We start from the raw sequence: 14352 nt of genomic DNA on the forward strand, positions 1-14352 counted from the left end.
TCAAATTTGAAAAAGGGATTCTTTTTGTAGAAGGCAAACCATACGATGGGGATATTACAGGACCATCGGGATGCCCCGCATGCAAAGGGCCGCTCGTGTATTCGGATCACTATGACGCCGTTTTTTGCCCTGCATGCAATGAATGGAAAGAAAGTGCATGCAGCGATCGGGATTGTGATTACTGCTCAGGCCGTCCAGAGAAACCTATATAAAAATCCGGAGTTTTAGGACTCCGGATTTTTTATTTGGATTTTATAAGGTGTAAAGGTCTATTGACTATATTTAGGGTAGGGTTTTGGACTTTTTGCGCTTTCTGGCTATAATTATCGGTCGATGCTCATTCATTTTATCGGCCAATTTTCATTTTATCGAATACTTCGCTGCATTTATCGGTCAGATTTTCATTTTATCGGTCACTTTCTCATTATATCGGTCACTTTCTCCTCTATCAGCATTTCAGCGTTATCATGATGAATATATCTATCCCCTCTGGTTTTCAGCATGTTTTATTGCTGTTCAAGCAATGTCCTGGTATCTGAATAATCAAGATGATGCGCTTCGGCTACAGCTTGATATGTCACATAGCCATTCAATGTATTGATGCCCTTCATCAGAGCTTCATTTTCAAAGCATGCTTTTTTATAGCCTTTATTGGCAATTTGGATCGCATACGGGACTGTTACATTGGTTAATGCGAGAGTAGACGTCCGCGGAACAGCCCCAGGCATATTGGCAACTGCATAATGTACGACACCATGTTTTTCATAAGTCGGATTAGCATGTGTCGTAATTCTGTCAGTTGTCTCAAAGATTCCTCCTTGATCAATGGCAATATCGACAACAACAGAGCCTGAGCTCATCGTTTTGATCATTTCCTCTGTTACAAGCTTCGGTGCTTTTGCCCCCGGAATGAGGACGGCACCAATCACCAGGTCAGACTCCTTTACAGCTTCTGCAATATTGTAAGGATTGGACATTAATGTTGCCGCTTCTTTTCCGAATATATCATCAAGCTGGCGAAGGCGTTCAGGGTTCAAGTCAATGATTGTAACTTTAGCGCCAAGGCCTATGGCCATTTTAGCGGCATTGGTTCCCGCTACCCCGCCACCAATAATCGTCACTTTCCCGCGATGGACACCCGGCACCCCGGATAGAAGAATACCCTTTCCTCCATATACCTTTTCTAAAAATTGGGCTCCCACTTGGGCAGCCATCCTGCCTGCCACTTCACTCATTGGTGTCAGCAATGGCAGGCTGCGGTTTGGAAGCTGTACAGTTTCATACGCAATGCCTGCCACTTTTTTCTCGATCAAAGCCCTGGTCAGTTCAGGTTCTGCTGCCAAATGTAAATATGTAAACAGAATTAAACCTTCTCGGAAATACACATATTCACTTGGGAGCGGCTCTTTTACCTTCATGACCATTTCCATTGACCATGCTTCCTCTGCAGTTTGAACAATTTTTCCACCAGCATTTACATAATCTTCATCAAGAAATCCTGATCCTGCGCCTGCTCCGGCTTCAATGTATACTTCATGACCAAATTGAATTAGATTTGCTAGACCAGCCGGCGTCATGGCTACTCTATTTTCATTGTTTTTTACTTCTTTAGGTACACCGATGCGCATTCAGCATATCTCCTTTAATAAATAAAATTTGTTATATAATTATTCGGTTATTTTTTCAATCTTATACCCGTTCAGCATCAAACCCATTCCCGTTAATGACCCTCGGAGCGATATGATTTAATCTACAGTATCCTATGCCATCTATCACCATTGGGAAGGTTGTCCATTTAGTTCTTTATATAATGGTTTACCTATTTGTATAAATTCAAAACCAAAGCAATTGACTCCCGCTTTAAGACTGGAAGACATTTAACAGGTTATTAAGAACAGCACACAGCGCCTTGACCACAAAGGAACGCAGACTAAGGCCGCCGCGTCCTGTGGCAACAACTGCATGACCCCCATCCTCCCAAAAGCTTCCGCTTTTAGTCGTTGGATGTTTATGCTATCTTAATCTGAAAAGAGCTGGCATCGCATTGACAGCTTTTTTGAATACTTTTTATTGCATTCTTTCAGTACGCTCCTGGGCTTCCATGTCAAACTGTGCATTTGACTGGTCTATGACACCGCTGTTATAAGCATTCATAATTTGGGCACTTACTTCATTTGCACCCTGTTCATCAAAGAAATATGCGGCTTGTGCTTTCGGTTCTCTCTTTTCCATCATCATCTGCTCCTTTTTAAAATTTTTATCAGCTTTATTATTGTTCGATTTTTTGTTACAGATATTCAAATTTTGAAGCTGTATAATATAGGTAAAGGAGGAGATGAAAATGGGCATGAAGTATAAGAACATCTTAGTCGCTGTAGATGGTTCAACTGAAGCGGAATGGGCGTTTAAAAAAGCAATTGAAATAGCTAAAAGGAATCATTCAAATATGGTATTGGCACATATTATCGATACCAGGACTTTTGCCACTGTAGAAGCTTATGACCGCACAATTGCAGAAAGAGCCGACCGCTTTGCAACCGAATTATTGGGAAAATACAAAAGAACCGCAATGGATGCAGGCATTGCGAATGTTAAGTATGAAGTCGATTACGGTTCTCCAAAAGTGAAGATTCCAAAAGATATTGCTTGGAAACATAATGTGGACTTAATCATTTGCGGTGCTACAGGCATGAATGCAGTTGAACGATTCTTAATTGGCAGTGTATCTGAACACATAACCCGCTATGCCCGTTGTGATGTCCTCGTTGTAAGAACAGATAAAGCAGATGAGTAGCAATATAAATAAAGGGCGCTGTTTTGTTTACAGCGCCCTTTTTGAACATGCTCTTAATTAGCTCATTTCTAATGTTGTTTGCTTATAAGTGCTGCCATTTGATTAGATTTATTAGCAATTAATAAGCAGCTATCCTTCACTAATAACCTGTTTTAATTCATAACCTGCTCTTTTGCCTCAAGAGATTTTTTGGCTTTTTCAATCGCAATATTTACTTGTTTAAAACCTGTTCCCCCTGCACTGTTTCTTCTTTTTACAGCCGTATAAGGATCCAGGACTTCATAGATATCTTCTTCAAATGACGAATGGGCCTTCTTATATTCATCAAGCGGCAATTCTGCAAGAAAGCATCCTTTTTGAACACATTCTAGCACAAGTTTTCCCACAATCTCGTGGGCTTCCCTGAATGGAATTCCTTTGTCAGATAGGTAATCTGCCAGTTCAGTGGCATTGGAAAAATCATTCTTAGTTGCTTCTTTCATTTGCTGTGTTTTCACCTTCATCGTACGGATCATACCCGCAAAAATTTTCAGTGAACCTGTAACGGTTTTTACCGTGTCAAACATTCCTTCCTTGTCTTCCTGCATATCCTTATTATAGGCAAGCGGAAGCCCCTTTAAGACAGTAAGCAAGCCCATTAAATTCCCGTAAACACGGCCTGTTTTGCCGCGGATGAGCTCTGCCATATCAGGGTTCTTCTTCTGTGGCATAATGCTGCTGCCAGTTGCAAAGCTGTCATCCAGCTCAATGAACTGGAATTCCTGGCTTGACCAAAGAATGAACTCTTCGCTTAAGCGGGAAAGATGCATCATCAGGATAGAGCTTGAAGATAAGAACTCAAGAATAAAATCCCGGTCACTGACAGCATCAAGGCTGTTTTCATAAATACCTTCAAATCCGAGCAGGCCAGCTGAATACTGTCGGTCAATTGGGAACGTGGTCCCTGCCAGAGCTCCTGCCCCCAGGGGAGAAAGGTTGATTCTCTTCAAGCTTTCAATGAAACGCTCTTTATCTCGCTCAAGCATCCAGAAGTAAGCCATCAAATGATGTGCAAAAGAAATCGGCTGTGCTCTTTGCAAATGTGTATAACCTGGCATAACGGTTTCCACATTTTTTTCAGCCTGTCCTACCAATTCTTCTTGCATCTCATGAATTAAATCAATCATCAGCTTAACCTGTTTGCGCAAGTATAAATGCATATCTGTTGCCACCTGATCATTGCGGCTTCTTGCAGTATGAAGTTTTCCTCCCACAGGGCCGGCCAATTCAGTCAGATAGCTTTCAAGATTTAAATGGATATCTTCCAGCTTCACAGAGTAAGAAAGTTTATCTTTGGAAGCTTTCTCCTTCAGCTGCTGAAGACCGGTTTTAATCTTTGCTGCTTCTTCCTCTGTTATAATGCCAGTTTTGGAAAGCATAGCAACATGGGCCATGCTTCCCTCCAGATCTTCCATAACTAACTCCTGGTCGAATGAAATCGACGCTCCAAATTCATCTACCCATTCCTCAGCAGATTTTGTAAATCTGCCTCCCCATAATTTTTTCACACTGTCACCTTCTTGTTGTTTTGAACGATGCTTTGAACTTTAGTCGGCAAGCCCCATAACTTGATAAAACCAACTGCTGCGTTATGGTCAAATTCATCCTCTGACGTATAAGTAGCCAGTTTTTCATCATATAATGAATACGGAGATTTTCTGCCTTCTACGATTGCATGCCCTTTAAACAGCTTGACTCTTACGGTACCTGTAACAAAGCTCTGTGTTTCCTTAAGGAATGCGGCCAATGCATTATTAAGCTGAGAAAACCATAATCCTTCATAGATCAGTTCAGCAATCTTTTTCTCAATAACCGGTTTAAAATGTGCCACTTCTTTTACAAGTGTTAAGTCTTCAAGCTCTTTATGGGCTTTTAATAATGTCATTGCACCCGGACATTCATAGACCTCACGTGATTTAATGCCGACAAGGCGGTTTTCCACATGGTCAATACGTCCAACACCATGTTTGCCTCCAAGCTCATTCAATTCGGCAATAAGCTCTGAAAGCTTCATTGCTTTCCCATTCAAGCTGACAGGAACGCCTTTTTCAAAGCCGATTTCCACCGTATCAGATGTATTAGGAGCTTTTTCAAGTGAAACGGTTAGATCGTAAGCATCTTCCGGAGGAGCTGCCCATGGATCTTCAAGCACTCCGCATTCATTGCTTCTTCCCCATAAATTTTGGTCAATGCTGTATGGAGAATCAAGGTTGATTGGAATTGGAATATCATTTTGTTTAGCATATTCGATTTCTTCTTCACGTGACCAGCTCCACTCACGAACAGGAGCTAAGACCTGGAGCTCAGGATTTAATGACTGAATGGCTACTTCGAAACGAACTTGGTCGTTTCCTTTTCCCGTACAGCCATGTGCTACTGCCGTTGCCCCTTCTTTTTCTGCTACTTCAACAAGCTTTTTGGCGATCAGCGGACGTGAAAGAGCAGAGATTAAAGGATATTTATTTTCATAAAGCGCATGAGCCTGAAGGGCAATTAATGCATATTCATTAGCAAATTCTTCTTTCGCATCGATTACATAAGACTGTACCGCTCCGACAGATAAAGCTTTTTTCTGGATAAAGTTCAGGTCTTTACCTTCCCCCACATCCAGGCAGCAGGCAACGACTGCATAGCCTTGATCCTGAAGCCATTTAACAGCAACTGATGTATCCAAACCGCCTGAATAAGCAAGAACAACTTTATTTTGTAACATTTATATTTCCTCCTCATATTTATTTGTATAAATATACAATCAAATTATATTTTTATTCATTTATTATTCTCTTACTTTACCAACCTTTTTTTAAAAAATCAATAGTTATTCTTAAAATTGTATAAAAATCAGTAAAAAAATGAACCATTTCCTAAGATATAGGCGTTTGATATGCGGGCATTTATACTAATTCATAGAAGCATCGCTATCTTTATAGTAAAATAAAGGCAAGATTATTCTTTGGGGGCTTAAAAATGGAGGAGCATTTTTTACAAGATAACCGGCTTGGCATCCCTATTCCAGATTTCGACCGCGAATGGGATGAATTTTCACAGAAAACGCAGCAGATGATTTTGTTTCAATGGGAAAATATTCGGGGCAGAATTCCAGATCGGATTTCTGAGCTTGAGGCAGATATCAACAGGAAACAGGCTGAGCTATCTGATGAAGGAAATTTCGAAAGATCGTGCAAATTGAATAATGAAATATCTGATTTAGCATCCATTATTAATGATTTATGGCTTTGGTATAGAACAAATCAGGATATTACAGGAAAAATGCATTCTTAGGAATGCGGATTGTCAGACAGCCCATCCTCCTCGAGCAGGAACTGCCAGTCAGAAAAATTATGAAAGTAAACAGCATGAAAGGAAAAGGGACGTGGCTTTTAGGGTTGAAGGACTAGCCAATCCCTTTCAGAAGGAAAAAACGCCCACCCTTTTTCGGAGGACGGTTAGCTAGACAGGGCTTGTGATCTCGAGGGGGCAGGGCTGCTGCGCTAGACGCAGATAAACTATTTAACAAGTTATCAACACTTTGCCCATTTTGTATTTCCTAAACAGTAAAAAATTCCTTTCCAGCCGGAAAGGATTTTCTTTATTATAAGTCTTTCTTCAACTCTCTGACGACATGTCCAAGTTCAGGAAGAATCAGTTTATTCATGGCGAGCCGGACTGCACCGGAGGACCCAGGTGTGGAGAAAATGGCTGTATGATTGGCAGCACCAGCAGCTGCTCTTGACAGGATGGCGGCAGAACCGATATCCTCCCTGTAGCTGAGCATCCGGAATAATTCACCGAAACCGTCCATTTCTTTATCAAATAATTCTCTCACCGTTTCGATCGTAACATCCCGCAAAGCAATTCCAGTACCTCCATTGGTAAGGACAGCATCGATAGTAGGATCTTCACAGCCTTTTTTAACTGCTTCGCGGATCGGGCCAGCTTCATCTTTCACAATTACGTAATCGGCAATCCTGTGTCCTGCTTCTTCCAATAGCTGAATCATCTGCTTGCCGCTCTTATCCGTTTCTTTATCTCTGGTGTCGCTGACTGTCACCACTTTGCATCTTATTTCTTTTGGCGCTTCTTTTTTATGCTCCAATGTACTCACTTAGCATCACCTTTGATTGTCATTCTTGTATTTAAACTAAAAATAATTCTTGGCATTCTATTCCTTTTTGTGCAGATACCTCATTTGATAATACTTATGGGCAAAATCTGTGACATTTCGCGTCAGCTGGTAATTGGCTCCTGCTCCGATTGCCATGCTGATAAATGGAATCCCCTGGATTGATTTTTTTCGAAAGAAGAAAATGGCCATTGCCTTGAATAATTGCTTCATTGGCTGCTCAATCCAAGTAACATCGGTCAATTCTTCTTTTCCTTCATAAAAATAAAACTCTTTCTGATCCCGGAGTTCAAGCATCAGCTCTTCCCAGGCACTGCCTCGCATGCGCGGCGGAAGGGTGGCTGCATGGAAGACTTTTAGGGAGCTCATCATTTCATATGGAGTATTCACTTCAAATCCATAAGTCATGGCAATCAGCTGTACCGCACGGAGGTTAATAACAGCCATCGCAGGAATATCCGCACCAAGCATTAATGAACTTCCTGTACCGGCAATGCCTCCCTGTGCAAATGAATAAAGCCGATGGCGGGCAATCTGCTGCTGCGCTATGTATTGAAGCTGATCAATGTTTAATGTTTTAAGATCTTCGATTGACTCAATGTCGGAATGAAAGATTCTGCCTGCGGTCAAAATACGTTCTTTTGCATCCATTTGCAGCTGTGATCCCTGGATCAGTGCATGGAGGTGAAACAGCCAGCTGTCAAGCGATGAAAAAACCTGCAGCTGCACCTCTTCAGGCAGCATTGAAAACGACCTTTCCAATGCCTTGTCATATACCTTTTCCAAATCATTGGGCTCATAGCTGTACAATATACTTTCCCAATCACGAATCCCGGCCAAAACACTATTTTCCCGTTCGCTTAATGGCATCGCAGTTCCTCCCAAACGTATTATTGATCTCAGTATAGCATAAGTATGATGGTAAATTCTCCTTGCGCCTGATTGCATTTTTTTATAGATTGCATTTTTTTATACAAAAAAAGCAAGAGCATTCAGCCCCTGCCTTGGTTGATTATTTAGATAATCTAATAACATCTCGTGCAATCATGACTTCCTCATTTGTTGGGATGATCATGACTTTTACTGGCGAATGAGGATAGTTGATGAACGCTTCTTCACCGCGTACCTTGTTCAACGCCGGATCCCAGTAGACGCCCATGAACTCAAGACCTTGAAGGACACGCTCACGGATAACATCACTGTTTTCGCCGATTCCTGCCGTGAAGATTATGGCATCAACACCATACATGCGTGATGCATAAGAACCGATATATTTGTGGATTCTGTTTGCGAATACTTCAAGAGCCAATTCTGCTCTTTCATTTCCTTCAACCGCCTTGATTTCAATATCGCGAAGATCACTAGAAAATCCAGAAACGCCAAGCATACCACTCTTTTTATTAAGTACGTCAAGAACTTCATCTGCGTTTTTTCCTGTCTTTTCCATTATGAATGGAATAAGGGCAGGGTCAATATTACCGGAACGCGTTCCCATTGTTACACCTGCAAGAGGAGTGAATCCCATTGAAGTATCAATTGACTTTCCGCCTTCAATAGCTGTAATACTTGCTCCATTTCCCAAGTGGCAGGAGATGAGGCGAAGCTGCTCAAGCGGGCGGCCAAGCATTTCGGCAGCACGTTCTGATACATATTTATGTGATGTTCCATGGAATCCATATTTACGAATACCGTATTTCTCATAATACTCATATGGCAAGCTATATAAGAATGAGCTTTCAGGCATGGTTTGATGGAATGCCGTATCAAACACTGCAACAGCCGGAACATTTGGAAGTACTTGCTGGAAAGCTTTTATTCCTGTTATGTTGGCCGGATTATGAAGAGGAGCAAGCTCCGAAAGTTCATCGATTTTTGCTAGGACTTCATCCGTTATGACAACAGAGTCATTAAAAGCTTCTCCTCCGTGTACGACACGGTGGCCAATGCCTTCAATTTCATCCAACGACTGAATGATTCCTAGATTTGTTAATTTACCAAGTAAAATCTTTACAGCTACTCCATGATCAGGAATATCTATGACTTCCTTGATTTTTTCGCCATTTACGGAAATGTTAAAAACTGCATGATCCAATCCAATACGCTCAATTAAACCTTTGGTGATAACCTCTTCGCTCGGCATTTCAAAAAGCTGAAATTTTAACGAAGAACTGCCGGCATTAATTGCTATAATTTTTGCCATAAAGTAACCGCTCCTTCAAAATGTCCATAGTGTCCGGTTTTCCCAACTTTGAACATACTTTTATCTAACATCTTCTATATCGATGAAATGTCAAAATCGTACAATCTTATTTTGTTCATCGGACATCATTAATATCTCTCAATTCCCCATTTAAACATTGTAAGCCGCACATTTCAAGAAATACCTTGCAATGGTATCGTTTTCATGTTAAATTAAATATTTTCTGACTTTCTGATACTTCTCTAAATTTAAACATAATAACAAGATAAGCTTGTGACCGAGGGGCAGACTGCTTGTGTTAAAAAGTTCTCTAAGTTCAAAGGGATATATTCTGGATAAATGCTGATATCATAAAAGAAGCCGTTTGAGAAAACGGCTTCTTTTCACTTAGATTATTTGCTTTCTTTATACCACACATCAATTTTTTTAAGGATTTTTTCTACTTCTGGTGTTTTTGACAGGCTGGGTAAATTAACCAGGAGAGCCTGTTTGGGAGGAGTAATCCCCTCCCCTTTCTTTTGAAGAATGAATATGCTTTTTGCTGCTTTTTCATTTTTGAACATGGTCAGCGGTAGCTGCATTAACCCTTGGATATAAGCATGTTCCTTTATAAATTCATGAAGCTTTGGCGCCTGGTCGCTTTCAAACATGCCATTGGGAATAATGAGGAATAAATAGCCGCCAGCCTTAATATGGTTCATGCTTTGCTCAATAAACAGGTGATGGGAATAGGAATGTCCTTCATCTGCTTTAAGCTTATATTCGGCGGCCCTTACATCATTAGGATAATAGCCAATAGGCAAATCGCTTACGACTGCATCCGCAGCTTCGATAAACAGCGGCTCTAGGCTGTCCTGATTAAAAAACTGGATTGGGTGCTCCTGCAAATTGGCATTGATATAAGCCAGCTTAATTAAAAGATCATCCACCTCAATACCTGTTGCCTCAACGCTCTTATCTTTCTGGTGGTTTATTACGGTTGTCAGTAAATTTCCTGTTCCCACCGCAGGATCGAGAAGGCGGAAATTTTTATCCAGAATAAACTTATCAACCAGGTATCCTACCAGCATGCCCACAGCATCAGGAGTCATTTGATGATTAGGCTGTACATTTTCTTTCATCCCTTTTAAAATGGCAAGCTGAAAAGACTTTCTGACTTCCTCTTTAGTAAAGCTGCTTAAGTTAATGGATTCATAGCTCTTTCTAAGCCTTTTTACAGTTAATTCGCTGAGCTCCTCCTGGAGAATGCTCACATGGAAAAGATTTTCCCCTGTTTCAGCAAGTGCTTCCAGGTATGTACACTGCAGTTCTTCCTGCATGATGGTTGCCGTTTCATTAAAAATTGTAAATAAATCCTCAACCGGAGTTATTTTCAAAGAGATTCCTCCCGTCCTTATTCTATTTTCCTATTTTAACGGGCTTTTGTGCCATTCACAAGTTTGTTGCTGAGATCAGCCTCTAGTTATCCCTGAAAAAATCATTTTATCCGTGATAAATCTTATCTATACCCGCGAAAATTCAGATCTATCTGCGAGCGATAAAATATTACCGCTATACGGTCATTTTCATTCGGGAATCCCCCACTTTTCCTGATGGAACCCAAAAATAAAAACCCCGGAATCTTAAATCCCGGGGCTTTGTCACTTTGTTATTTCGCTTGTTTTGCAGCTTCTACTGCTGCTTCATAGTTCGGATGATCTGTTGCTTCGCTCACATATTCTACATAAGTAACCGCATCATTTGAGTCAACCACAAAAACAGCACGGGCCAGCAGGCGAAGTTCCTGGATTGCAACTCCGTATGCTTCTCCGAATGAAAGGTCTCGGTGATCGGATACAGTCTGTACGTTTTCGATGCCAGCAGCTGCACACCAGCGCTTTTGAGCAAACGGAAGGTCTACACTTACTGTAAGAATCTTAACGTTGTCTAGCTTAGCAGCTTCTTCGTTAAAACGGCGTGTTTGTGCATCACAAACCCCTGTGTCGATGGAAGGAACCACACTGATTAAACGCACCTGGCCTTTGGAATCAGCAAGTGTTACTTCTGATAGATCGTTCGCCAACACCTTGAAATCAGGGGCTTTGTCTCCCACTTTTATTTCGTTTCCAAGCAAAGTTACCGGATTACCTTTAAATGTAATAGATGCCATATGAATCATCCTCCTTAATCACTTATGTACAGTGTAAATCATATCTTTTCAGAGTCTTTTTTGCAATTATTATGGGTGAAATCTAAGAAAAAAGTTAACTCCCGCTAGGAAAGTTAACTTCCTTCTGTTAAAGATCAAGATCTTTTTTAGGGCCATTATAGTCCTGGCCATTTTGATTTTGATTTTGGCTTTGCTGGTTTCCACTGCTGTTATCGCTATTCTTATTGAACATTTGCTGGATTTTATCAACAGCCTGGGGAGCCAGATCAAGAATTTTCTCATATAAATGAGTGCTTTCGTCAAGATGAACCATCTTAACGCCATGGGAGTTGACAATTAAAAATGCGATTGGGGTAATGGAAACACCGCCACCGCTTCCTCCCCCGAATGGATGCCCCTGCTGCTCGCCAGATGGTCCATCAAGCATGAACTCGCTTCCTCCAGCTGCAAATCCAAAGCCTACCTTTGAAACCGTCAATATCACACTGCCATCAGGAGTTTCAACAGGATCTCCAATAATAGTGTTTACGTCAATCATTTCTTTCAGATTTTCCATGGCAGTAGTCATTAGCCCTTGAATTGGATGGTCAGGCATAAACTGCTCCTCCTTTTTTAAACAGATTGTGTGCCATCATCAGATAAGGCAGAAAGCGGCTTAGATTTAAAATCAGGCCGCCCGCCTTTCCAGAATTTAATCAGTTTAATTCCTGCTAACATAGCATGCCCGACACGAAAATGAATCATACATGAAATAGCTGTTTGTGATACAGCAAATTGAAAATGTGGGGTGATTGTGATACTTGGTGGAGCTTTTAGCTTCATATAATGGCTGACTAGTCCAATAATGCTGCCCTTTACTGCCCAAAGAGCACCGGTCAGCATCCCTGTATGTGCTGCATCTCCGATTCCAGCGAAGGTATGCCATTCAAGTTTCCTGATAGTCACATGGCTTAGGAAGTTACGAATAATCTTATGAAGAGAAACAATATGATTGAATACTTCTTTTGTATCATGCATGCTATTGATCAGATCTTTCGCGGAGAATTGTTTAGTATCCTTATTGGCAGTGTCCTCCTGCGGCCCTGCTGCAGTCTTTTCTTTAACAACAAGTGTTGGTGAGTTATCATCCACTTTTATAAGCGGAACTTCGATTTTGTACCGGATCAGACCAAACCAGGCTTTGAATTGAATTTTTAAATGGTCATTATCATTTCCGTGATAGAAAGAGAATAAAACCTTCAGTTTCGTAGCCATAATGAGAATAAAAAAAAGAATGAGGGCAATTACGGCGATAAGCAGCCACTTCACTTTTATCACACCCTTTCAGCCATGTATTATGCCCAAATGGCAAAAAATAAACCCGCCACCAAAGGGTGACAGGTTTCATGGGAAATGATAGGTTATCTGTTTTTTATTTATTTTCATGTACTACGGAAGTATCTGCGAAAAGATCATGAAGGCCTTGTTTTTTGGGGAGGAAGGCCACGATCACATAGCCGATAAAAACAGTCACTGAAATGAAACGGCCAATCCATTCACGAAATAGAATGGTCCCCCATGTAAGCTTTTTACCTTCAAGACCGACCACCTTTAATCCAAACACCATTTTGCCAAGCGTCTGGCCAAAGAATTTTGTCATTAGCACAAAATAAGTATAAAAGGTTAGGGCTGTTGCAATCGTAACCGGTGCAAATATGCTGCTTTCATGCAAAGGAATATCCATAGCACGGAAAAGCGGATTAATCAATATCCTATCTACGCTGCCGATCACAACTAAATCGAATAGATAAGCCCAAAACCTCATCCAGAATCCGGCATATTTGATGGATTCCGCTACTTTCAGCTCAGGGGCAGGGCTTACCTCGGCACCATCAAGGGAACCTGCCGGGGTTTCTTCATATTGACCCGCAGATCTATCTGCTTCTTCACCCTTCTGCAGCAGTTCTGGCTGTATAAGCTCATTATCATTCCGGTCATTCGAAGTCATTTATTCGCACCCCCTATTCAGCATAAAGATACATTAATCGCGGTGAATTTGGCTGGGACAGCATTTTCATTAAACCTGCCATTTCAAGATCCTCGCCCATGATCTTGCGGGCACCCATGCTGAACATGGAACCAAATCCAAGGTTTTCTGTATATTTAACAACCTGCGCACCCTTTAACTTATGATCCTTCTTTACTTGTTCAATCACATCATCATCATAGCCGAAGCCATCAATCAAATTTAGGTCTTTTGCCTGGCGTCCATCATAGATTCGCCCATCAGCAATTTCTTTCACTTCTTGTTCAGATAAGCCCCTCCCTTCAGAGATCACTTTGACAAATCCCTCATATGAATTGTCGATCATGGATTGAAGGATTTTTCTTTCTTCATCCGTCATATCCCTTGTCGGGCTCATGATATCTTTGTAAGGCCCGCTCTTTATGGTAACAAATTCTACACCATATTTTTCAGCAAGCCCTGTATAATTATAGCCTTGCATAATAACGCCCAGTGAACCTGTCAATGTTTCCGGACTGGCAAATATTTTATCGGCGGGTGCGGAAATATAATAGCCTCCTGAAGCAGCCATGGAACCCATTGATATGTAGATTGGTTTTTTCGTTTCTTTTTGTATTTCGACAATCTTATCATGAATTTCAGCGCTTTCTACTACCCCTCCGCCGGGTGAGTTAACCCGGATGACAATTGCCTTTACTGCATCGTCATCTTTCACATAATCGAGATTTTCCATGAAACCTTTATGGTTATATCCCGGACTCGCAAACAAGGATACTGCATCTCCTGTGTCTTGGATTACCCCATTAACATCCAGTACAGCTATTTTCTCCATTGCATTTCCTTCTTCAATTACCTCTTCCACAAAGGTCTCATCAACGGCAAATAAATCGGTTACCGAACTTTCGATATCCGTAAAAGCAAATGCCGTAACAAAATTCAGCACGACTGAAAAGACAAATAATCCGGCTGCTATGCCGAGTGCAGCCCACCGTTTTCCATTCATTGCAAATCCTCCTTTTCGTGATAGCCCCCGACAGAAACA

At 41.2% G+C, this 14352-nt stretch carries 16 protein-coding genes; 3 read left to right on the plus strand and 13 right to left on the minus strand.

Features of this window, described 5'->3' with window-relative positions; translation table 11 throughout:
• The first annotated feature begins 45 nt into the window (after positions 1-45).
• A complete protein-coding gene (locus tag NCCP133_RS03150; protein ID WP_264803499.1) occupies positions 46-228 on the plus strand; it encodes a hypothetical protein in 183 nt (60 codons plus the stop codon).
• 278 nt (positions 229-506) lie between these two features.
• Here NCCP133_RS03150 and ald read toward each other — a convergent pair whose 3' ends face one another.
• Both ald and NCCP133_RS03160 read right to left on the minus strand, forming a co-directional pair.
• Entirely contained in the window at positions 507-1628 is a 1122-nt protein-coding gene (ald, locus tag NCCP133_RS03155) for an alanine dehydrogenase (protein WP_264803500.1), read from the minus strand.
• Between the two features lie 439 nt (positions 1629-2067).
• Complete coding sequence (locus NCCP133_RS03160) at positions 2068-2232, minus strand: hypothetical protein (protein WP_264803501.1); 165 nt, start codon at positions 2230-2232, stop codon at positions 2068-2070.
• A gap of 109 nt (positions 2233-2341) precedes the next feature.
• On the opposite strand from NCCP133_RS03160, the gene NCCP133_RS03165 reads away from it, so the two are divergent.
• Complete coding sequence (locus NCCP133_RS03165) at positions 2342-2794, plus strand: universal stress protein (RefSeq protein WP_264803502.1); 453 nt, start codon at positions 2342-2344, stop codon at positions 2792-2794.
• A gap of 152 nt (positions 2795-2946) precedes the next feature.
• On the opposite strand, the gene argH is transcribed toward NCCP133_RS03165, so the two are convergent.
• The gene (argH, locus tag NCCP133_RS03170; RefSeq protein ID WP_264803503.1) at positions 2947-4341 is read right to left on the minus strand and encodes an argininosuccinate lyase; all 1395 of its coding nucleotides are present in this window, start codon (positions 4339-4341) and stop codon (positions 2947-2949) included.
• The gene (locus NCCP133_RS03175; protein ID WP_264803504.1) at positions 4338-5546 is read right to left on the minus strand and encodes an argininosuccinate synthase; all 1209 of its coding nucleotides are present in this window, start codon (positions 5544-5546) and stop codon (positions 4338-4340) included. Before NCCP133_RS03175 ends, argH begins: the two co-directional genes overlap by 4 nt.
• Positions 5547-5800: 254 nt before the next feature.
• Here NCCP133_RS03175 and NCCP133_RS03180 point away from each other — a divergent pair, with 254 nt between their 5' ends.
• Entirely contained in the window at positions 5801-6115 is a 315-nt protein-coding gene (locus NCCP133_RS03180; RefSeq protein WP_264803505.1) for a hypothetical protein, read from the plus strand.
• Positions 6116-6425: 310 nt separating this feature from the next.
• Here the strand turns inward: NCCP133_RS03180 and NCCP133_RS03185 are convergent, their stop codons facing one another.
• The 9 genes from NCCP133_RS03185 to sppA form a co-directional block, all read right to left on the minus strand.
• Positions 6426-6938: a MogA/MoaB family molybdenum cofactor biosynthesis protein gene (locus NCCP133_RS03185; protein WP_264803506.1), complete on the minus strand. Its 513-nt coding sequence runs from the start codon at positions 6936-6938 to the stop codon at positions 6426-6428.
• Between the two features lie 57 nt (positions 6939-6995).
• Positions 6996-7826: an EcsC family protein gene (locus tag NCCP133_RS03190; protein ID WP_264803507.1), complete on the minus strand. Its 831-nt coding sequence runs from the start codon at positions 7824-7826 to the stop codon at positions 6996-6998.
• Positions 7827-7968: 142 nt separating this feature from the next.
• Complete coding sequence (locus NCCP133_RS03195; protein WP_264803508.1) at positions 7969-9156, minus strand: acetate kinase; 1188 nt, start codon at positions 9154-9156, stop codon at positions 7969-7971.
• A 392-nt stretch (positions 9157-9548) separates the two neighbouring features.
• Positions 9549-10532: a class I SAM-dependent methyltransferase gene (locus tag NCCP133_RS03200; RefSeq protein ID WP_264803509.1), complete on the minus strand. Its 984-nt coding sequence runs from the start codon at positions 10530-10532 to the stop codon at positions 9549-9551.
• A 272-nt stretch (positions 10533-10804) separates the two neighbouring features.
• A complete protein-coding gene (gene tpx, locus NCCP133_RS03205; protein WP_264803510.1) occupies positions 10805-11305 on the minus strand; it encodes a thiol peroxidase in 501 nt (166 codons plus the stop codon).
• Positions 11306-11432: 127 nt separating this feature from the next.
• Positions 11433-11900 (minus strand): GerW family sporulation protein, encoded by a 468-nt coding sequence (ytfJ, locus tag NCCP133_RS03210; RefSeq protein WP_264803511.1) that lies wholly within the window; start codon positions 11898-11900, stop codon positions 11433-11435.
• 17 nt (positions 11901-11917) lie between these two features.
• Positions 11918-12613 (minus strand): DUF2953 domain-containing protein, encoded by a 696-nt coding sequence (locus NCCP133_RS03215; RefSeq protein ID WP_264803512.1) that lies wholly within the window; start codon positions 12611-12613, stop codon positions 11918-11920.
• A gap of 103 nt (positions 12614-12716) precedes the next feature.
• The gene (locus tag NCCP133_RS03220; RefSeq protein ID WP_264803513.1) at positions 12717-13292 is read right to left on the minus strand and encodes an RDD family protein; all 576 of its coding nucleotides are present in this window, start codon (positions 13290-13292) and stop codon (positions 12717-12719) included.
• Positions 13293-13305: 13 nt separating this feature from the next.
• Complete coding sequence (gene sppA, locus NCCP133_RS03225) at positions 13306-14313, minus strand: signal peptide peptidase SppA (RefSeq protein ID WP_264803514.1); 1008 nt, start codon at positions 14311-14313, stop codon at positions 13306-13308.
• Positions 14314-14352: the final 39 nt, after the last annotated feature.

This window comes from Cytobacillus sp. NCCP-133 (genome assembly GCF_026011715.1).
In the GTDB taxonomy this organism is placed as follows: domain Bacteria; phylum Bacillota; class Bacilli; order Bacillales; family Cytobacillaceae; genus Cytobacillus.